Origin of the sequence: Arthrobacter sp. AFG20, assembly GCF_002892795.1 — a bacterium.
GTDB lineage: Bacteria > Actinomycetota > Actinomycetes > Actinomycetales > Micrococcaceae > Arthrobacter.
Map to the genome: position 1 here is coordinate 329,944 of NZ_PJMC01000002.1, position 21,256 is coordinate 351,199.

A 21,256-nucleotide genomic window follows, 5' to 3' on the forward strand; every position below is an offset into this window, starting at 1 on the left:
CAGAAGAAGCAGCTGTTGCTACCGAATTGGTAAGGAAGCTTCCTTGTCATGTGCCGGCTCAGCCGCGCACATTCCAGCTTCAATTCGAGGGTTCACGGGAAAAATAAATGGTTGCTGGTTCTTGCTTTGTGTGAACGCTGCCATTGATGATTCTGCTGTGCTCAAGGGGGAGCACGAAGTCGCTCGCTGGGGAGCGTATAGAAATGGGGGCGCAGCGTGGCTGCACAACGGTCTCTTTTGTCATGTCTTGTTTTATCGACTGTGGTTCTGACCGGGCTCTCTGCTCCGGCCCAGGCCCAAACACCAACCGCGGCGCAACCGGCCGCGCAGCCTTCGGCGGTTGTGCCGGCGACGCTCGCGCCGGCGGTGACCGCGCCGCTGAACCTGGCGGTGGCGCAGAGCCTGCCGCTCGATGATGATCTTCCGCCCGCCGCGGGCCCGGACGGACTCCTGTCGGGGTCACGGAAGGCTGCCGGAATGGTAGGCCGTGACCTGACGGACCGGATGAAGCTGGCATGGAACCCCACGACCGAGAACATCCTGGTCACCGGCCAGCTCCTGCACCTTGAGGGTAACGACCGGGACGTCGATCTGTCCTGGCGGTACAACAGCATCAACGATGACCGGCCTACCCTCTCGGAAGGGACGTCCGAATCGGCGGTGACCGTAGGGGCGGACAACTCCGTCACGTACACGGCCCCGGATGGCGGGACGTACAAGTTCGTGCCCAAGACCGGCGGCGGCTGGACCACCCCGCCAGGGTTGAACGCGACCGTCACTCAGCTGACCTCCACCGCGGCGGCGATCCGGTTCAACGACACGGGCAACGCGAACTGGTACGAGAACGTCGGCGGGGTCTACCGGCTCGCCTATACCGGGGACCGGCACAGCCTGGTCGCGGACCGGAACGCGTTCGCGTACGACACGGACGGGCGCTTGGAGACCATCACGATGGCCAATGGCCGGCAGGTGCTTTTCGAGTACGATGACGCGGACAACACCGGCCAGCCGTCCACGATCACGGACCAGGCCCTGAACCGGGTCATCACGATCGACTACGACAGTAACGGCCGGATGCAGGACCTCACCGACGCGACCGGCGCGCACACCGGCTTCGATTACTCCTCCGGCCTGTTGGATGAGATCACCGACGGCCGCGGCAACACCACTGAGCTGTCCTATGACGCCAACGACAAGGCCGCCGAGATCCGGTACACGTCCAACACCAATGACCCGACCGTGCACACCCTCGACGCTGTGGACGCCACCACCGCCACCCTGACCGACACCGACAACCGAGTGACGACCTTCAAGTTCAACGCCTCCCGGCAGATCACCTCGATCACCGACCCGCTCGGCCACGTCACCAACAAGACGCACAACGGCCACGATGACCAGCTCACCAACGTGAACGCGCTGAACCAAACCACGACGTCAACGTTCAACCCGAACAACACCCTGGCGAACATCCTGTCCCCGATCGGCGGGACCGGCCCCGGCAAACAGATCGCCTTCACCTATCCGGCCGCCACAGCAGGGGAAGCCTGGCTTGAGTTCCACCCCACATCCTCCACGGACAGCGAAGGGAACGTCACCAGTTACACCTACGACACCGTGTTCGGACGGCCTTACCAGACCATCACCCCCGGAGGTACGGGCGGGTCAGGCACCCTGACCAACCGGTACCAGGGCGACGCCGCAGCAACGACATGCGGGGCGCTGCGTGGGCAGCTGTGCAAGACAATCGACGGCAAGGGCAACACCACCTCGATCACTTACGACGCCGCGCACAACCCGGTTACGATCACCCGGCCGGCCCCGCTCGGGGTCATCACCAACACGTTCGATGCCGCCGGCCGGATCGCGACCAGCAAGGACGGCAAGGGCCAGACCGCGACCTACGTCTACGACGAGAACGACCGGCTGCTGCAGACACGCTTCGGCGCCACCTGCCTCCCCGCGACCTGCGTGACCTACGCGTACGACGACAACGGCAACCTCACCACCCGCGTCGACGGTTCCGGCACCACCACCCACGTCTACGACGAACAGAATCGCCCCACGTCCAAGGCCATCGGCGGAGTCACCACCTCCCTGAGCTACGACCACAACTCCAACATCACCAGCTTCACCGACCCGACCGGCACCGTGGACTACCGCTACGACGACGCCGACCGGCTGACCGCGCTGGCAGAACCCGGCGGTTCCTGCCCGGCCACCCTGGTGTTCCCGAACAGCACAGGATGCACCGGCTTCACTTACGACAACAGCGACCGCAGAATTGGCACGCAGTATCCGAACGGCGTGAAGAACGCCACCGAATTCGACCCAGCTGGACGAATCAAAACCATCACCGCGACCAACACCTCAGCAGCCGTCCTGGCCAAGCGCGCCTACACCTACACCACCCACCCGACCACGCTCCGGGAAGGCTCCCTGCGGAAGAGCATGACCACCGACACCGGCGCCGTCACCACCTACACCTACGACGCAGTCCAGCGGCTGAAAACCGCCGTCACTGGCACGGTCACCGAATCCTGGACCTACGACCTGAACGGCAACCGCCTCACCTCAGCCAAGACCGGGGCCACAACCGTCAACTACGCCTACAACGCCGCCGACCAGCTCTGCTGGACCTCCACCGGCACAGGCACCTGCGCGGCCCCGCCGGCAGGCGCATCGACGTACACGTTCGACGCCAACGGCAACCAGACCAAGGCCGGAACAACGACCAGCACCTGGAATACCTTCGACCAGCTCGCCAGCCACACCAATTCTTCGACAACCAGTTTCACCTACGCGGGGCAAGGCAATACCGAAAGGCTCACTTCCGGGACGATGTCGTTCCTGAACGGCTCCCTCGGCATCACGCGGCAGAGTAACGCCAGCGGCACGGTCTCGTTCATCCGCGACCCCGAAGGTAACCTCATCAGTATGCGCAACGTTGCCGGGGCGAGCTTCTACTACACCACCGACGCGCTCGGCTCCACTATCCTGCTCACCGACGGCACCCAGGCCAAGGCCGCCACCTACCTCTACGACTCCTGGGGCAACACCACCACCCAAACGGGCACGATGGCTACCGTGAACCCGTGGCGGTTCGCCGGCGGTTACAAAGATGACGTCACCGGCTATACCAAATTCGGCGCCCGCTACTATGGTCCAGGCAACGGCCGATTCACCCAACCCGACCCATCCTGGCAGGAAGCAAACCGCTACGCCTATGCGAGCTGCAACCCCATCAATTCAGTCGATCCATCAGGGCTGGACGACACAATCCTTGAAGACATCGGCTGCGGCGTCACCGCTTTTGGCACTGGCCTTGGAGGTATAGCACTTCTCTTCGCTGCCTTTGGTGGTCTGCCTGGCCTTGTGCTGGCCGGGACTGTATATGTAATCGGTTTGGCTGGCATGCTGCTCGGCTGCGGAACACAGATGGGAGCACCTTGGGGATGGGCTATTTGATGATTCTCTGGGTCACCTTCTTTGTACTGGCGCTGGTGGTTGTACTGCTGAACGCCAACGCTGCCCTTACTATCTCCTCCCTCCTCATCATGGTAGTAAGCGGGATTGGAATCGGCTACGGACTCCTGCAAAGGAGACGAGACAAACGCCAATGACTCTTAGCCAGAAAACGGTATCGCGGGATCATTCCGGGGTCATTTCGTTTCATGAAGTGTATGGGGAAGGGCAGCCACTTTCGGGAGTTGCGGTTCTTGTCATCGTGCATGTTTTCGCAGGGTCCTTTCACTCACACCGAACCCACAAAGGGTGTGCATATGGAACAGGGCGGCTGGAGGCGCCTTCGGCACAGCCGGCACTGCTGCTTTTTAGCCGACCCCTGGTGTGGGTAACGTCGCCTACGGGCTTGCTATTGGTACGGGCTTCATCGGCGGCGCCTCGGAGGATTTGTGAATGGAACATTCACATGTGCGGGATCGGGTCAGTTGTGATTTGCAGTGGTGAGTGGCGGTCTTTTCGCAGCGCTATTTGTCGCCCTAACTGTCCTCTGAGGGGCGATCCTGACTGGCATGGCGTTCTATGCGTTGGACCTGGAGTTGTCCCGCTGCAAGTGCCAAGAAGGGGTCCGTCAGGATCTTGGAATGCGGTTCGTCCGGCTTACTGAATATTTCAATTGACTTGACTAACGACGTGCTCTGAGAGAGGCTCGACACGCACCCTACAGCCAGGGCACGCGGAAAGGTCCGCGAAAATATATTGGGGGATATATGGGAAGATTTCGAGTGCGCTTTGCTGTGTCTGCAGGCGCCGCCACAGTGCTGTTATTGGCGGGATTGGCGCCGGCACAGGCAGAGGAAGTTAAAGACTCCAGTTCGTTGTCTAGAATAGCGCCGGAAACGCTCCGAGATACTGTTCTGGCCCGCGATCTCGGCAGGACAGCCGATGGCAACTCGCGGAAGTCCCTCGGGGCCAAAACGTGACGGTTCCGGAGGACACTGGCAAACCAGTAAGTCTCAGTTCGGCCGACGTAAATCTCGACATTTATCTTCCGGCACGTGCAAAGCGGGCAAAGTCAACCGTAGGCGACAATGGACAAGTCCAATTTAACAACCGTGACGGCAGCCTCACCAACATTCTTCCCAAGTCCGATGGGTCTCTTCAAATCGCTACGACGATTCTGAGCTCAGATGCCCCGACTACCTATGCATGCGACCTACATCTTGCCCCAGGGGCAACGTTGCAGACGCTCGATTCGGGTAATGTCGAGATCCTCTCAGCCAACGGCGAATTCCTCGCTGGCGTCGGCGCGCCGTGGGCCAAGGACGCTACGGGGAAAGCGATAAGGACAAACTACGAGGTGCGGGGCAACTCCATCGTCCAGGTAGTTGACCATGGCCCAGGCAAGAACCTCGCCTATCCACTCGTCGCTGATCCATGGTTTGGCATCGACCTCTACAATCAGCCGTGGGTACAGTTTGTATCCCAAGGCTATAAAATAACCGTCGTGCCCACATCGTGGGGCACGACCTACCGCAGTATCGATACTTGGTGGGCGCACCGGGATGAAATCAAGACGAAGCTCGGCAGCCAGTCGTGGAGATGGACGAACTCAATTCAAGAGCAGTTGTACTGCCACATTTATGGTTGGCCTGCCTCCTACCCCGAATACAACTTGGAGTCGTGGCGACCAACGATTAACTGGGCTGAGTCTCTCAGCAGGTATCAGTGCAATCCGTATGACGGTGCCTGGTCCTGACCGTTCCCCAACAGATAGTGGACATTGATTACACGAAAACAAATACTGGCCTTTTTGGGCACTCTGCTGACTGTCGTTGGAGGAGCTGTTGCGTCGTCCTTGTGGATTGCTTCTTTTTCCCGCTACGCGCGCTTGGAAGACCTCGGATTGGACGTGAACCCGTCTCTGGATCCAGAACTTCTTCGACAGCTGACGGTCTTCACAGTGCCTGAACGAACGTTGTTCTACGGGGCCCTAGCACTAATCCCGATCGGTCTGTTCTTACTTATCTACGGGCTAGTGACTTCCAAGCCCAGCCGGCCAGGTGAGTAGCCAGCCACAAATCGATGCCAGGCTCAGCGATCTGCTGAGCCTGGCATCTGTTCTTCATGGCGCGCCTGCTGGATTGTCGGATGGTAGATGGCTTCCACGAATCAGTCACTTTCGCCCGCTGAAGATGTTGGACGACTAGTCGTTGGCTAAACGGATCTGCATTGGAAACCAACAGCTTTTCGAGACATGCCATCGAGCTCATCTGGAGCCAAGGCGAGTGGGCGGAAACACCGGGCTGTCCGCGTCTCGTAAAGTCGTCTCACTGCAAGTCGTCTCGCTGGGGGCACGTTGGTGGCTTTTCGAGTCAGAATTGCTTTGTGAGGCTACTGGGTTATACCCGCGTGAGTACTTCAGGCCAGGACGCCCAGCTCCGGCTGGGCGCGCTGGTTGCCGCTGGTGTGCAGAAACGTGACGTCTTTGCCGATGTGACTTCCGGTAGCAAGACGGCGATCGAGCGGACCGGTATGAAAAGGCTCCTCGAGTATGCCGAGGAAGGCGACACCGTTGTTGTGTGGCGTGTCGACCGCTTGGGCCGGTCGCTGATCGACGTGCTGAACACGGTGGCCCTGCTGCGCGGCCGCGGTGTCCACGTGCGGTCCATCGCTGATGGCATCGACCCGGCAACCTCGACCGGCCGGCTGATGTTGAACATGCTCGCCACCCTTGCCGAGTATGAGCGCGAGCTCATCATCGAGCGGGTCAATGCCGGCATCTCCGCAGCACGACAAAACGGCACACGCTTCGGCCGGCCGCTGTCGGACCCGACCGTCATCGCCGACAAACTCGCGATCGCCCTGGACGCCCGCGCCAAGGGGCGCACCGCCGAGGACGCCGCGCGTCTCGTTGGCTGGAGCCGCGCAACGCTCTACCGCCACCAACAAGCCCGTGATGCACGCGAGAGCACCACAACGTAGCCCGGAATCCACGCGCTGTCTGAAGACTCCGGTTTCCGGCCTCGCTTAGCTAGCGCCCAGGTCTACTGCACGGACCTCGCTTCGCTCGGGCTGTAGAAGCGTTTTTCTGTTTTTGCTGCTGTCCTCCGGATCGTACGTGCCCGCTCCACCGGTTCAACCGTCCTGCGGACGGCTGCGCAGCTGATGCCTTGTGTCGGCGCTTCGCTTATTTCCTCCCACAACCCATCCACTGCTTGCCCTTCGGGTTGCCCCGGCTCCGACGGGCACAGCTACGCGCTGCTCCGCCAGCAGGCAAAAACAACCGGGGGAGAGGGAAAGCTGGCCGGTCACCAAAGCCGCCCCACCCACCGGATCCTCAGCAAAGGACGAGAGAAACCATGAATGATCGCATTGCACGCGCGGCCCTGACCCGACTCTTCGAACCCGGCGACCGTGTCGGTCAGGCCCTCGTGGGCAGGCTCGGCGCGTACGCCGCGTTGAGGCTTGCCACCGGCGCGCAGCCCGTACACGCCATTCCGGAGGCCACGGTCGAAGAACTGTCAGAGGCGTTGAAGCGGTGGGCTCCGCGGGTTCCGGAGGTCGACGCGGAGAAGGACCTAGCCACCATCGAACGCCTGGGTGGCGGCTTCCTCATTCCGGGGGATGAACACTGGCCTGAAGGCTTGGACGATCTGCCCGACGCCCCGTACGGGCTTTGGTATCGGGGCAACATCGGCAACGGCATCCCAGCACCTTCGAACTGTGTGGCCCTTAGCGGTTCCCGGGACTCGACCAGCTACGGCGCCTCCGTTACAGGGGACATGGCATACGGGTTGGCCCAACGTGGAATTTGCGTGATCTCAGGGCTGGCCTACGGCATCGATGCGCACGCGCACCGGGCCGCGTTGGCCGCAAGCCAAGGCGACGGACCGGCCACCCTTGCGGTACTGGCCGGAGGCCTCGACCGGGACTACCCATCCGGTAACGCTGACCTCGCGGCCGCGATCCGCGGCAACGGCCTGACGCTCTCGGAGCTCCCGCCCGGTTCCGCCCCGACCCGGTACAGGTTCCTGCAGAGAAACCGCATCATCGCCGCCCTCGCCGGGGTGACCTGTGTCGTGGAAGCCCGCTGGCGCTCAGGGGCGCTGAACACCGCCCACCACGCGGAGACCATCGCCCGGCACGTCGCGGCCGTCCCCGGGAGCGTACACAGCGCCAACTCCGCAGGATGCCACCGCTCCTGAAAGAAGGCGCGGCCGTACTGGTGTCCGATTCGGCCGAACTGGCCGAACTCCTCGCCAGCTAAACCCTTCAGGTGACCGTCCCGTTGCCGGGGCGGTCACCTGTGGCGGTCCGCCGTCGTGGCCGGCCTGCGTGGTGGGTCGGCTGCGGCGGACCGCCATTCGCACACTCAGTGCCGGCGACCGGGGGCGCGCGGCCGCCTATGCCAAGGGACGCCGAAAGAAGAATCGGGGTGCTGATGGAGGGTTCGCAGGGCTCACCAGGAAAAGGGCGTCCGCTGGCGCGGCCGGCAGTGGGTCCAGTGCCGGCTCCGCAGGGCTCCGCCGCCCCTGGCCCTGTTCTGTCTACGACGTTTTGGCTGCTGTCCTGTCGGATTGTACGTGTCCGCTCCGGCCCCTCTAGCCCCTCCTTCGTCGGGGCCCGCGGCGCAGGAAATGTCCCTGCGGCGCTCCTTCGTCGCTGATTTCCTCCGGGAATTTCCCGCCCCTTGCCCTTACGGGTAGACAGGCCTCCGTCGGCCACAGCTCCGCAAGCTTCGCCAGCAGCCAAAACAACGGGGGGGAGAGGGGACGCTGGCCGGTCACCTAAGCCGCCCCGCCCACCGAATCCTCAGCAAAGGACTTTCAACATGAACGACGCAATCCGCATCTCCAGCCCCGCCGACATCCTCGGTTTCATCCCGCACTCCCTCGGGTTCGTACCGCGGGAATCCTTCGTGTTCCTGACCATGCGGGGCAAGACGCTGGGCGCGACACTCCGCGTCGACGCCCCCGTGGCCGCCGAACCCGCCGGTTTCGCCCGCTCCATGGTGGACTACCTCGCACTGGACACACAGGCCACCGCGGTGCTGCTGGCCATCTACACGGCCAGCACCCCCGCCCTCGGCCAGCCCCGCCCCTTCCACGACCACGTCGAGGCCGTCATTGAAGCGCTGGACAGCGAGGGTACCCCGCTGCAGGACGCGTGGCTGGTCACCCCGTCGCACTGGCAAAACCTGCTGTGCGACAGCGACGCCGGGTGCTGCCCGCCCGAACCGCTCGAATCCATCACCGACGGGCAACTGAACGCGGAACTGGTGTTCCGTGGCAGCAGCTACCAAAAGACGCCCGGCACCAGCTATGCGCCGTTCGCAGGCCCAGCAGACAGGGAGGAACAGATCCGCCACGCGCTCCCGGGAGTGCTCGGCGCGGAACTGCATCCGGGCCGGGAACTGTGGGCCGAGGCCCTGACCCGGGACGGCTGGACGGATCCGCAGACAACGGTGGAGCTGCTGGCATGCTTCCAGCGCCCGGACCTGCGCGACACATTGTTTTGCAACGTCATCGACCCGGAGCTGCCGGACGCCGAGGACAGCGGGAATCTGCTCATGGGGGAGGGTATCGCCCCGAACTGGAACCGCGTGGACCAGGCGCAGGAAACAGCCCGGGACCTCATCGACGCCGCGCCGGAAGGCTACCGGGCGCCCCTGCTGACCTTGATCGGATGGCTGGCATACCTCAAGGGTCAGTCGTCGGTAGCTGCGGACCACTTCAAGCTTGCTCTGGCTGATACACCGGGCTACAGGCTCGCCGAACTGATGGACCAGCTGGTGAGCCGGGGAACCATCGCCCCGGTCGCGAAGAACCAGGCAACCGCCTATAAGCGGCACCGCTAAGAACAACGGGGCCGGACCGGGAAGGCGGTCCGGCCCCTTGGGTGCGGCGGCGGCCTCCCCCGCATGCGCACTGAGGAGAATAGGACACGGCAGGGGAGCCGTTCTTGACCTACCCGCTGCGTGACGATTGATGTGAATGTTGTGTGATCTGTCTAGGAGGAGATCTGTCAGCCCGGCTCTCCAGCTACCCACTTTTGGCATGCATCAGCGCGTCGCAGTTAGCAAGGGGAACGCACTGGCCAAGATAAGACCGTGGCAGGGGAGTGGTTCCTGACTTGCCCGCTTCGTGACGATTCGCAGCAAGGCGCGGATGCTGTCTACGCGGAGATCTGTCGGCTCCACTTCCCTGTCACTCACCTAGGGCGACCGGGCCGGACGGAGTCGTGACTTGATAGGAACGTGCAGCTTAGCTTTTCAGTGCTTTGTCCGCCCGGCCCGGTCAATCGTGCTCGCCACTCTCAACCTCGACAGGAATGAGCAGGCATGACACTCACAACGACACACCCAATCCGGGCCGTAACTATCGGAGTGGACACTCACCAACTGGTCCACCACGCGGCGGCAGTGGACCAGGACGGGCGACTGCTAGGTGACCGAAAATTCGCCGCTGGGCTGGACGGATACCGTGAACTGCTCGACTGGGCCGCAAGCTTCGGTATCATCAACGCCTTCGGCGTCGAATGCACCGGATCCTACGGCGCAGGGTTGACCAGGCATCTCCTCGCCGCAGGAATCGATGTAGTAGAGGTCAACAAGGGCCACTCCCAGGTTCGCCACCGCGTGGGAAAGAGTGACGCCGTGGACGCTGAGGCGGCCGCTCGTAAGGTTCTCTCTGGAGAGTGCTCAGATCCGGCCAAAGACACCACCGGAGCGGTGGAAGCCATCCGCAATCTTCACTTGGTTAGAGACTCTGCGGTCAAGGCCCGCAGCGCGGCATGTGTCCAGCTGCGCGACGTTCTGCTCACCGCACCGGACCACCTCAGGACCAGATTGACCGCCAAGACCCTTGAAGGCAAAGCGACGCAAGCCCGCGCCCTGCGGCCGGACCTGAGCCGGATTCATGAACCCGAGCAAGCAGTGAAATACGCTCTCCGAGAGCTCGGCCGCCGCGTTCACGAGCTCACGGCCGAAATCAACGAGGTAGACAAGCACCTGACCCAGCTGGTCTCCGCCGTGGCACCCAACACTATGGCATTGCCCCAGATAGGTCCCGTCAGTGTTGCCCAACTACTCATCACCGCCGGCGAGAACTTCGAGCGCTTCCGCAGCGAAGCTGCTTTCGCCCGGCTCTGCGGCGTTGCACCCATCCCCGTCTCGTCCGGGAAATCGCACCGCATGCGGCTGCACCGGGGAGGTAACCGCCAAGCCAACAGGGTCATCTACCTCATTGCTATCTGCCGCCTGCGATACGACCCAAGATCCCAGGCCTACCGAGACCGCAAGAGGGCACAAGGGCATTCATCAGCCGAGGCCATCCGCTGCCTCAAACGTTTCATAGCCCGGGAAATTTACTACAGCCTCAAAAAAGATCTGTCTCGAGCTAGCTAAGCTCTGGGCCAGTCGTGGAAGGCGTCCGCATTGCCTGCACTCGTGGTGTCGTTCTAGGTGGACTCGCGGAAAGTATCTAGGCTACTTCCGGCAAGCGTATCCAAGGTCGCAAGGCAATTAGCCCCTCCGGTTGTGATTCCGCCCATCGCACTAGCTCAGTGGTCAAATGCGGGACATGAACTCTAATCTCGATGTCTCCTGTTGAGCTGAGCCCTTGTCCAGCTGCGTAGAAAAACCAGCGGGCCTGCGCGAGCGAAGCCTGGGCTCGGTCTATTTGGTCCCTTGAGTAGGAGCTTGCCTGGACGACGAGGGAGTGGCTGTATAGAGGGCCCAGAATTTTTCTGGCTCGTTCTGCGTCGGATGCCAAGACGTAGGTGCAAGTCGTCGGCTCATTTGCCTGCGTATTGACTGGTACGTCCACCCGCCACAGAACGGTGCCGTCATCAAAAAGCCTAGGCATTTGTTCCCGGTCAAGTTCAGCCCGAGAACCTTTACTGGGCAACCAACCGGTAAGGGGTTCGTGCATTCGAAGCAGATTTATGAGAGGCGTCACCGCGCTGGTGGCCGGCCTGGCTAAGTTGCCACCGACAATACGAATACTTTCTCGGGCCCAAGTACCTTCAATGCTGATCACCGACTCGTGGCTGAATCGCGTCAAGACTGATTCGGGGTCCTCGAGCAGGACGCGTGGGTAATTTGTGTTGATGCTTCCGTTAGATTCGTCTGGATGTGGCGGCAAGGCAAACAAGGCTGGCCTCCTCTGGCTAAGGTCCAGTTGGCCCACTGTCGTCACTGAGTCATTCATTCTTAGAGGACGCTGTGTCACGGTCATCCTTAGATAGTGGTAGACGGATCGGATGCCGGCTGACGCCGGCATCCGATGCGGGGCTAGCAGCCTGCCGGTGCTAAGGAATCTGCAGCTTTAGTTCCCGTGCTGGTGGCTGTGGGATCAAAGCGGCAACCGAAATCGTCGATGAACTCAAGGTACAGAGTCCACTTACCGGCCTGCGTTCCGCGTTGGCAAAGCCAATTGTTTACATCAGGCTGAGACCTGACAAGGGATTGCCCGCGTGAGGCGCAGGTTTCGTAGCTATAGAACCAATTAACTTCATACGGGAGCCAAGTGTTTGCTTGCGCGGGAGCGGCGGACAGTAGACCTCCGCTCAGTAAGCAAACTGCCATACCGATGCTGGTCGCGATTTTACGTACAGACGATTTCAGTCTCATTTTTCCCCCTGGAAATGGTGTTCGCTGACAAGCCGAACAATACGCATCGTGCCAGGAAACACAAGTCAAGTGCACGGTGGCTTCATAGTGCGCATAAAAGCACGAGCGTCTGCACCATTGCCGTGAACATGACCAGCAGGACGATCTCTCCCGGACCCCATCCAAATCGCTGCATCGGTTGGCCGGAATCAATAAGGCGGGAGTTAGGCTTCGCCCATAAATTGTTTGATCGAGACTCATTCCGCGTTTGGTCTTGTCTATAGGAACATCTCCTCCGGCCGCCGATCACGCTGCCGCGGGCGCAGCACCACAAGCGGGCATCGGCCGGACGCGGGGCTACAGTGGAAAGGAACACGATCCACTAAGAGCCTGAGGGGCAGCACATGAGCCACGAGTACATCCTGACGGACGATGACGCAGCCCCTGCCGATGCCACCCATGCCCAGGACGTTCTCGAGCTCTCGATGTTGACCATGCCGCAGCCAGGCGCCCCGATCGTTGATATCTCCTGGGAGAAATCCCCGCTGGACCTGTAAGTTGCTGCAGCGATGACGCTGCAGCCCTAATTTTCCTTTTGCTGAGGGAAAACTGAGGCCGGCCCCAAGGGGCCGGCCTCAGCCCTTTAAACCCTGAAAAGGGCCTCGCTTCGCTCGGGCTGTAGAAGCGCTTTTCAGTTTTGGCTGCTGTCCTGACGGATTGTACGTGTCCGCTCCGGCCCGTCTAGCCCCTCCTTCGTCGGGGCCTGCGGTGCATGCATTTCCCTGCGGCGCTCCTTCGTCGCTGATTTCCTCCGGGAATTTCCCGCCCCTTGCCCTGCGGGTAGACAGGCCTCCGTCGGCCACAGCTCCGCAAGCTTCGCCAGCAGCCAAAACAACGGGGGGAGAGGGGACGCTGGCCGGTCACCTGAACCGCCCCCGGCACCAAATTGGTCCGCGCCCGCACCCGTTCCCAGCCGCTTGACAGACATAGAAGCGTCGGGGCCTGCCGGGCCGCGTGCGTTACGAGGCGGCCGAATTGAAACCGGGATCGGTGGTCGCGGTCTCCAGGAGCCGGTCGAAGCTGCGGATGCCGTAATCTGGTGGGGTGGCGGCGATGACGATCCGCGTCGTGATGACTGCATCAGCTTTTGGCTTGGCATCCTGCTTCGCCTTCGATGAGCGCTGCGGGATGACTTTCAGGTGCAGGCCGGAAACCCCGTTCACGGACAGCGGCAGGCTCCCGCCGTCGAGGAGCAGTGAGCGGAGCCCGTCAGCCGAAAGCTGTTGGGTCCGGTCCGCCGTAAGTTCCAGAATCACGTCATTGACGGTCCCGGTCAGGCGCTGCAGGAACGCCCGCTCGCTCGAACTCTTGGCCCGGATGGCAAGCGCCGTGAAGGCGGTGGCGAAGAGCGCGACAAACAGCATGGTGGCGCCGACGTCCCGAAGGCCGGGCACAAAGAGCATCAAAATCAGGCACACAACGAACCCGACGACGGAAAACCGGCCGAACGCGGCGCCCGCTTCCTCGCCCGGCTTGCCCGTCCATTGCCCGGAGGTGAAGCTGCAGACTTCCCGGGACTCGGTCCGTGGAGTTGGCATGATCAGTTCCCTTTCACTTCCAGCAGGGCTTCGGCCAGAATGATTGCTTCCCGCGCTTCGCGAAGGCTTTCCCGAAGGCCGGGATCCGGGAAACCGAGGCTGGTTCCCTCCGGGGAGACGGCAAGATCGTCGGCGACCTTCCGCAGATTCTCCCGCTCCAGCGCGAGCATCCGCGACGACGTCAGCTTGACTCTGCTCTTCTCCAGCTCAAACAGCGATGCGTTGATCTGGTCCCGGCGGGCACGGATCGCGCGGCACACCCCCTGCACGCGCTGTACGCGGCTGGTGAACATCCGCTCCATCTTGGCCGCAACGTCATGAAGTTCCCTCAGGGTGCTGTATCTGCGCGCCTCATGCGTTCCGCTGTGCCGGGCGAGGAGCTGACTGATGAGCGAGAGACGCTGACGCCACAGCTCGAGCCCGGTCTGGTTCTGGGTGACGAGCAGTTCCGCAGCGCCGAGGGCCGTGGCCAGGGCATCCCGCCGGGGAGTGAGCTTGCCGGCCGCTGCGTCCAGCCGCGCGATGAACTGTCCGTAGTTGTCGAGCGCCGGACCTTCCTCCCGGCTGGCCACCGCCATGGTGGGCTGGACAGGTGGCCTGTTGGCCGCCGTCGAACTTTCCTTTGGTGTACCGATACGCGGGGGAGCCGGCGGCTTTCGCGGCGGGAGGGCATGGGGTTCTGATCCGGAGTCAGGTGCGCCGTCACTCATGATCAATCGTCCCCATTCATGATCCGTCCAAGGCAGCCTTACGCCGCCATGAACGAAGCAGGAGCGCCTGCGCACCTGCCTGTGAGTGCTCATTGTAGAGCGAGGGACCGGCGTTGTCTGCGGGGCGGGTTGCGGCCGCTCAACCAGCGGGTTCGGCCCTCTCGGCCTCAGCAGGCTCAACCAGCAGAACGTCGCGGAGGGCCAGCGCTGCCTGGACCAGCGCAGCGTGCGTCAGTGCCTGCGGATAGTTGCCGAGCAGGTCCCCGGAGCCGGGATCGATCTCCTCGCTGAACAAACCCAGCGGGCTTGCGTGCTCAAGAAGGGCCCCGAACAATTCCGCAGCCTCTGCTGCCCGTCCCGTGAGAGCGAGGGCCTGGGCGAGCCAGAACGAACAGGGCAGAAAAGCTCCCTCATCACCTGGCAGCCCGTCCTGGCCCGGCGGGTAGCGGTACAGGAAGGGGTAGCCGGCCGAAAGCTCCGACCACACCGCATCCACCGTGCCCCGCAGGCGGTCCGAGTCCGGTGACTCGAAGCCGGTCACAGGCAGGATCAGCAGGGCGGAATCGAGATCCCCCGAGCCGTACGAGCGGGTGTAGGTGTTCTTCGCGGCATCGAATCCGTGGGTCCTGATGTCGGCGGCGAGCGCTTCCCGCGCGCCTTCCCAGCGGCGCCGCCGCCGGGTACTGATGCGGTGGCTCCGGGCGATCCGCAGCGCCCGGTCCAGGGCCAGCCAGCCCATGATCTTGGAATGCACATGGTGCGCCGCGTCAGCCCGGATTTCCCAGATACCGGCATCGGGCTCCGGCCAGCGCCGCGCCACGAGATCGGTAAAGCTGCGCATGGCCCGCCACGTCTCCGAATTGAGCCGGTGCCCCTGCCGGACGAGGTTCCATGCGGCGTCAAGGACCCAGCCGTAGCCGTCGAGCTGATGCTGGTGCGCGGCGCCGTTGCCCACCCGCACCGGAGCGCTGCCCGCGTAGCCAGGCCAGCCCTCCATAGTGCGCTCGCGGGGAACATGCCCTCCGGTCAGCGTCAGCAGCGCCGGCAGCCGGGGCCGCTGCAGCCTGCTCGCATGCAGCAGCCAGTTCAGGAAGTTCAGGGCCTCGGCGTCTTTGCCCAGGCCGAGGAAGGCGGCGATGCCGATGCTGGCGTCGCGCGGCCAGGCGTACCGGTAATCCCAGTTCCGGATGCCGCCCGGGTCCTCCGGCAGGGACGTGGTGGGCGCCGCGACGGGCGCGCCCGAGGGGGAGTAGGTCAGCAGCTTCAGCGTCAGCAGGCTCCGCAGGACTGCTTCGCGGAACGGGACGTCCTCGCTGATGCCTGACGCCCAGTCCCGCCAGCGGGCTTCGTCGGCCTCCACCAGGTCCCACGCGGTTTCGGGATCGACCCAGACCAGCGGTTCCGTGTACGTCAGGGCGAGCACCATCACCACGGGACGGCCGGGCTCAACGGTGATTGTCGTCGTCGTACCCGGTTCCACCCGCAGCCCGCCGCTGATGCCGAGCGACATCGCCAGGGCGCCCCATTCGCAGACCAGGTGCCGGTCCTGCCGGACGCGGGGCCGCAGGTGGCGCTCGCCGAAGCGGGGGTTAAGTTCGACGGCGGCCTCCGCCGGAGCGCCGTCGGCCTCCAGCCGCCGGATGAGGAGGGTCGTGGGCAGCAGGCGGCCCGATACTTCCGCCACCATCGCCTCGGTGAGTGTCAGCGTGCCGCCGCTGGTGGCCCAGACCGTTTCGAGCGTGGCGGTGTGCGGCCGGTAGCGGCGGGCGATTCGCTTGGCGGCCCGGGCGGGGCCGGCGCGGAAGGTGCCCGCGTCCGGGCCGCCGAGCAAAGCGCCGAAGACGGGATCGCCGTCGAAGGTGGGCGCGCAAAGCCAGTCGACGCCGCCGTCGGCAGAGACCAGGGCGGCCGTGCGGGTGTCCCCCAGCAGGCCGTAGTCCGCAAGGGGGGAGTGCCCGGCTTCCATAGTGCGTCCACCTTCTCTCTACTTGTCAGCCGGCCGTGAGGAGCAGCCCGAGCAGGGAGCCGTAGACCAGGTGGGCCGCCACGGCCACCGCCGGCGTCTGGATTCCGTAGTTCAGGCCCAGCAGGCCCGGCGGTTCGAGTGCTGCCCGGCTGGCCGGACCTGCCCTGGTGCTGGCCATTCTGGGATGGACGCCGGGCAGCAGTGGCAGGATGACGGTCAGGGCGACGGCGACATGCAGGAGTCCCAGCAGGGCGCCGATCCACCACGTTGCGTGGCCCAGCAGCGCAAACACCGCCGCGTAGCCCAGAGCGAAGACCTGCCCTGCCGCGAGGTGGATGAAGAAGCCGGCGATCCGCGCCTTGTCCGGATCCGCAGTGACCAGGCTGCCCAGGACCAGGGGCAGGTCGAGCCGGGTCCAGCCGGCCATCTGGAAGGCAATCATCACCGCGGTCAGCGCCGTGGTGGCCAGCAGTCCGAACAGCGCCCAACCTTGCCAGTCCATCTCAGCCGCCGTCCCGCTGCGTGGGCGTTGTTTGCGGGTGTACCGCTTTCATGACGCACCTTCTAAAACTAGGTTACTTAATTTTAGAGTCAGGGCTGAACGGTGGGCAAGGGCCTCAGCCCGGACGCCATTTACCGACGTCTTCTGCGCTGACTTCGGCGCGGCCGGGCCAGCGGCCTGTGGCCTCATGGAAGTCAATGGCCTGCAGTAGGGGCGTCACGTCGTAAGCCCTGATGTTCAGGCTGAGCTTCACACCGTGGATGGACTTGACCGTCAAGTAGGGCTGGCCTTTCATCACCCGCACACGGTACTGCGAGATCTCGCTGTAAGGCAGGACATGTTCCTTGCCGAGCACGTTGCGGAAGGCCACCTCATAGGCGCGCGGCGCCACGTAAAAGTTGCGGTACATCGCCAGGAATGCCATCCCGCCCAGGACGATCGCCACCGAAGCGATACGGGCTCCGAGAGGGGCGCGGGCCGAGGCGAAGGCGAACAGTCCCATGAGGAGCCCCACGCTCAGGAAAAGCCAACCGACAAACGGCACCGCCTTGGGCATGCGAACCTGTTCCGGGTACTCTTTGGACCGGTTGGGGTGCTTCCGCGCCCACCAGGCAAGGGCTGCAATCAACAGCGTCGCGAATGTCGCAATGGTGAGCTTCAGGATGAGCGCGGTGGACATTTTCCCAGCGTACAGCCGGGTTCCGGCGTGATACCGGCGCTTCACCGTGCACGGGCAGTGGCGGCTCTACGTAGGATTCTTCTATGAGCCGCAAGCCACGAACCGTCGAAGCTGTCCGGGACGAGATAGTCGCCGCAACTGCAGAGCTACGTGCCGTCGCCCGATCGGAGCAGGACAAGCAGCGGAACCACGCTGCCGACTGGCTCGACGGAGAGTTCCTCGGCGTCACTGACCGGCGCGTTCTGCGTGGGGCCGCCGCAGATGCCCTCGGCAGTCTCTACCGAGGCGGGATGGGGTCGTTCCAAGATGTCGGCACTGAAGCATCGTCCCGGGCTGTCAAGAGACTCTATCTCGCACTGCGCCGTGCGCGCTCCTGGTTCCTGCGCAATCCGCGAAGCACGGGGCCAACGGCACGCCCTTAAGCCGGTGGGTCAGCTGCCGCCGGAATCTCTGACGGGGCGTCTTGCGCCTAGGCGGTTCAACCCTGGGCAGGGACAATATCCCCAAACTGCACTTTGACCGGGCAGCCGACTGCCTCTGAGTACCTGCGCTCCAAGCTGGCAACGTCCGCCGTTTCTCTGACTGATTCATCGAGTGTGAGCGTCAGGTGCGATCCATCGGGCGATACCGAAGCGATGTTCACACCAGGGTCTGAGGCCAACAGTTCACTGGCAAAATCCCTGAGTTTGCCGGGAGAGCAGGTGGCTGCCTCGACTGAAACATCCACGTTCGGAAACTGGGCCAGCAGGTCTCGTAGCTTCGAGTCCACCGGGCCATGCCAGCGAACGATGACCCGGTTCCCCTCCACCACTTCAACTGAGGCGAACCGAGCATCCCCTGCCAGCTCCCGGCTCAGTGTGCTGGCCGCGTGGGCGATAGCTCCGTCCGCCGGCGAGGCCTCGGGGCTGACCGGCGGGTCAGCAGACGGCGTCGGCTCACGGGTGGGCGGATGGACAGCTTCCCCACCCGGGGCTACAGGCCCCATTGGGGCGCAAGCTGTAGCAAGGAGAGAGAACCCGAGCAGGACAACCGTTATGCGCCTGCTCAACTCTGAACCTCTAATCAGCGCGGCCACGCCTCATACTATTGATCCGTCCCGGATGGGGCTACCCCGAGCCGGGATAGTCCTTCAGCAGTATGTCCTGTTCCCCGATCACCAGTCCCGAGGTGGGATCGATGATGATGTCGCGCCTCGCTACTCCGTCAGAAGTGGGAATACCGATGACAATGCCCGTCCTGCCGTCGACTGTTGCCTGCTTGTCCGCCATCGTGGCGCCGGGGATGAGTGCAGCGGCCCTGTGCAGGGCGGCGCGCAGGTCAGGAGGGACGACTCCGGTGCGCAGGCCGTCCGCGAATACGTTGATTCTCGAGAAAGGTCGCTGCCACGGCTGCGACGTAGTCCGTCAGAGCCGCTGACTGCGTAACGGCTCTGACAGGGAACTGTGAACTGGTCGTTAATCAGCGCCTGAGGTTCACGATTCAGGGGCCGTTGGCTTGACCGATTCATCGCTCTGCTCTTGACCAGCATGGGCGCGTTAACCGTAAATAGCCAGCCCGCTGCCTATCAGGGGTACTGGCTAGAGTTAGTAAGCGCTCGTGGATGGCGCGGTGACTCTGCTACATGGTGGTGAGAGCCAGTAACGCTGCAGGTCAGGGGCCTGCCAACGTGTCTGCAGCGACCGCGAAGTCCGATCAAGAGCGTGTGCCGAGACCCTGGACACGACGGAGCGTTCAAAGCTGGAAGCGAGCCCGGCGGACCCCTTTGCACCTAGAGCTCCCCAAGAAAATCGTTCCCGTAGCTTTGTTCATCACGGCCGATGCGCTGAAGCAGTCGAAGGGCGGCATGGGGGCGCATAGTTGGACGATGGCAACTTTTGATTCTCGGAGTTTTTACACGCGTGGTGACTCAATTACGGTTGGGGCGTCACGGGAACATGTCGAGCGGGCGCTCCTTGACTTTGGGGCGACGGATGTTCGTTTCAGTCAACGCGGACACCTCAGCGCCATCGCGTTCAGTGCCTGCGGAAGGCAGTTCCGCATTGTCATCTCTTTGCCGCAGCTCGACGGAATCCCTGCTGTCCCGGGTGACGTCGCTGAAGTCCATCGCCGAGAAGTTACAGCTAAAGACCTGGAGCTCGATGCCCGCAGGTTTTGGCATGCCTTCGCCCTATCGACAGACGCCAAACTCGCAGCGGTGGCAGCCGGGGTTGCTACGATCGAATCGGAATTTCTCGCCCATGTGGTTCTCCCCGGGAACCATACCGTGATCGACGAACTCGAACCAGTCATCGCATCTGCGTACCGGTCCGGGCAACGACCCTTAATCAGCAATGCCGCTACGCCGCGGGCCGATTAGATGTACTGCTTGCGGCTGCTTTGATGACGTGGCGTGGCTGGAACTCTTTTATATGCCGACTCATATTTCCGGGACAACTCGGGCAGGCCGATGAGCCTCAGTAGCGTGGCGAAGGCCAGCATGTCGAGGGTCACGGCCTCCACGTCGGGGGCGGGCGGATAGGCCCGCCTTGCTCCGGACGGATACCCCACCCACTCACCCCGCTTGTTCGGGAAGATTTCCAAGGCCCGGTCGGTGCATTCGTACGCAGGCTACGCCAGCAGACCGCCGTGCTCCCATAGGCAGGTTGAATACGACCGATTCCGCTACAAACCAGCCAGCTCTTTTGTCAGCCTGCCGACCGTGCTGTGGTCGGCACGGAAGGCCGGCGGCAGCCTGTCACCCCCGAATTCTGACAGGCTGCCGCTGGTGGCTTGGGTGTCGTGGTTATTTTGGTGCTGAGGCGGTCACCAGTGCGGCGTTTGCTGCTGCGGCTTTGCGGATCCGGGTGACTTGTTCGATTTGCGGGGCGAGTTCCTGCATCCGGGTGGTGACGTATTTGTCCAGAACGCCATCAACGCTGGAGTGGAAATTCGTTTGATCACGGCAAACCGCGTCCGTCACGGCGATCCTGATCTCTTCCTGGCCGCCGGCGGCTTTTCCTGCATCTGCTGCTTGCTGCGGGTTGGTAAAGGACGGGTAGGCAGTTTCCTTCATGCAGGTGTGCCAAGCCTCGACTGCCTTGGTCAGTCCGGAGTCTCCGGAAGCGGACAAGGTTGCGGGGAAGAAGGAGTTGTAGGCGATGCCCGTTGAAAGCATGTAATTTTCGGCGCTGCCATAGACCTTGGTCATTCCTTGCCCCCGGCACCCTCCTGCCAGCGTTCCCGTGCCTTGCCCTGTGGTCACGGGCGCCGTGCCCGCCGGTCCGTTAAGGGCTTTGACGAAGGCGGGGTCGGCAAAGAGCTGGCCCTCGGCCGAATCCGGCGCCGGTTCCCCCGATCCGGGGGTGCCATATCCGCCGGTTTTGGCTGCTACGACAGTCAGCCGCGGGAATCCGATGGCTGCATTGAGGTCCAGCGTCTGGTTGCTCTTCGGTGGCGTGTAATCGATGCCGTGGGCGGCCATGCACGCACGGATGACCTCACGCATTCCTGCCTCTGCTGTGGGATCCGCTTGGGCATAGGCCTCGGCCTGGCGGACTACTCCAGAGATCGGTTCGGGTGAGGCGGTAATGGGAGCGCCCGGGATGGACGCCGCGGCCAGGGCTGCCGCTGCTCCCGTAGCGAGGACTGCTGCCCCGACGATCTTTCGTTTCATGATGCTCCTTAGATTATTTTGGGCAATGCTGTGGCGGGCCTCTGCTGGTGTGGAGGCCTGTCTGGACGGTGCGTTT

Annotated in this window: 16 protein-coding genes; 7 read left to right on the forward strand and 9 right to left on the reverse strand. The window is 63.1% G+C overall.

Going from position 1 to position 21,256, the window contains the following annotated elements; genetic code table 11:
• The first annotated feature begins 342 nt into the window (after positions 1-342).
• The 7 genes from CXZ05_RS03440 (at position 343) to CXZ05_RS22975 (ending at position 12,630) form a co-directional block, all read left to right on the forward strand.
• The gene (locus CXZ05_RS03440; RefSeq protein WP_102971208.1) at positions 343-3,465 is read left to right on the forward strand and encodes an RHS repeat domain-containing protein; all 3,123 of its coding nucleotides are present in this window, start codon (positions 343-345) and stop codon (positions 3,463-3,465) included.
• Between the two features lie 1,234 nt (positions 3,466-4,699).
• Complete coding sequence (locus tag CXZ05_RS03445) at positions 4,700-5,218, forward strand: DUF2599 domain-containing protein (protein ID WP_180987252.1); 519 nt, start codon at positions 4,700-4,702, stop codon at positions 5,216-5,218.
• Positions 5,219-5,847: 629 nt separating this feature from the next.
• Positions 5,848-6,444 (forward strand): recombinase family protein, encoded by a 597-nt coding sequence (locus tag CXZ05_RS03450; protein ID WP_102971210.1) that lies wholly within the window; start codon positions 5,848-5,850, stop codon positions 6,442-6,444.
• A gap of 377 nt (positions 6,445-6,821) precedes the next feature.
• A complete protein-coding gene (locus CXZ05_RS03455; protein ID WP_308410978.1) occupies positions 6,822-7,667 on the forward strand; it encodes a DNA-processing protein DprA in 846 nt (281 codons plus the stop codon).
• Positions 7,668-8,293: 626 nt separating this feature from the next.
• Entirely contained in the window at positions 8,294-9,319 is a 1,026-nt protein-coding gene (locus CXZ05_RS03460; protein ID WP_102971211.1) for a DUF4192 domain-containing protein, read from the forward strand.
• A 483-nt stretch (positions 9,320-9,802) separates the two neighbouring features.
• Positions 9,803-10,867 carry an IS110 family transposase gene (locus CXZ05_RS03465; RefSeq protein WP_102971212.1) on the forward strand — a complete coding sequence of 355 codons (1,065 nt, stop codon included), beginning with the start codon at positions 9,803-9,805 and terminating at the stop codon, positions 10,865-10,867.
• Between the two features lie 1,610 nt (positions 10,868-12,477).
• Positions 12,478-12,630, forward strand: coding sequence for a hypothetical protein (locus tag CXZ05_RS22975; RefSeq protein WP_174182301.1), 153 nt, complete (start codon positions 12,478-12,480; stop codon positions 12,628-12,630).
• 462 nt (positions 12,631-13,092) lie between these two features.
• On the opposite strand, the gene CXZ05_RS03470 is transcribed toward CXZ05_RS22975, so the two are convergent.
• The 9 genes from CXZ05_RS03470 to CXZ05_RS03500 form a co-directional block, all read right to left on the reverse strand.
• Positions 13,093-13,671 carry a hypothetical protein gene (locus CXZ05_RS03470; protein ID WP_102971213.1) on the reverse strand — a complete coding sequence of 193 codons (579 nt, stop codon included), beginning with the start codon at positions 13,669-13,671 and terminating at the stop codon, positions 13,093-13,095.
• Positions 13,672-13,673: 2 nt separating this feature from the next.
• Entirely contained in the window at positions 13,674-14,249 is a 576-nt protein-coding gene (locus tag CXZ05_RS03475) for a hypothetical protein (RefSeq protein WP_102971214.1), read from the reverse strand.
• 271 nt (positions 14,250-14,520) lie between these two features.
• The gene (locus tag CXZ05_RS03480) at positions 14,521-16,347 is read right to left on the reverse strand and encodes a glycoside hydrolase family 15 protein (protein ID WP_102971215.1); all 1,827 of its coding nucleotides are present in this window, start codon (positions 16,345-16,347) and stop codon (positions 14,521-14,523) included.
• Between the two features lie 25 nt (positions 16,348-16,372).
• A complete protein-coding gene (locus CXZ05_RS03485; RefSeq protein ID WP_102971216.1) occupies positions 16,373-16,849 on the reverse strand; it encodes a hypothetical protein in 477 nt (158 codons plus the stop codon).
• A gap of 115 nt (positions 16,850-16,964) precedes the next feature.
• On the reverse strand, positions 16,965-17,528 hold the full coding sequence (locus CXZ05_RS03490; protein ID WP_258006423.1) for a hypothetical protein: 564 nt from the start codon (positions 17,526-17,528) through the stop codon (positions 16,965-16,967).
• A gap of 146 nt (positions 17,529-17,674) precedes the next feature.
• The gene (locus tag CXZ05_RS22980) at positions 17,675-17,833 is read right to left on the reverse strand and encodes a hypothetical protein (protein ID WP_180987253.1); all 159 of its coding nucleotides are present in this window, start codon (positions 17,831-17,833) and stop codon (positions 17,675-17,677) included.
• A gap of 801 nt (positions 17,834-18,634) precedes the next feature.
• A complete protein-coding gene (locus CXZ05_RS22985; protein ID WP_180987254.1) occupies positions 18,635-18,796 on the reverse strand; it encodes a hypothetical protein in 162 nt (53 codons plus the stop codon).
• A 656-nt stretch (positions 18,797-19,452) separates the two neighbouring features.
• Positions 19,453-19,686, reverse strand: coding sequence for a hypothetical protein (locus tag CXZ05_RS22990; RefSeq protein WP_180987255.1), 234 nt, complete (start codon positions 19,684-19,686; stop codon positions 19,453-19,455).
• Between the two features lie 624 nt (positions 19,687-20,310).
• Positions 20,311-21,180, reverse strand: a complete 870-nt coding sequence (locus tag CXZ05_RS03500) for a hypothetical protein (protein WP_102971217.1) — start codon at positions 21,178-21,180, stop codon at positions 20,311-20,313.
• Between the last annotated feature and the right edge of the window lie 76 nt (positions 21,181-21,256).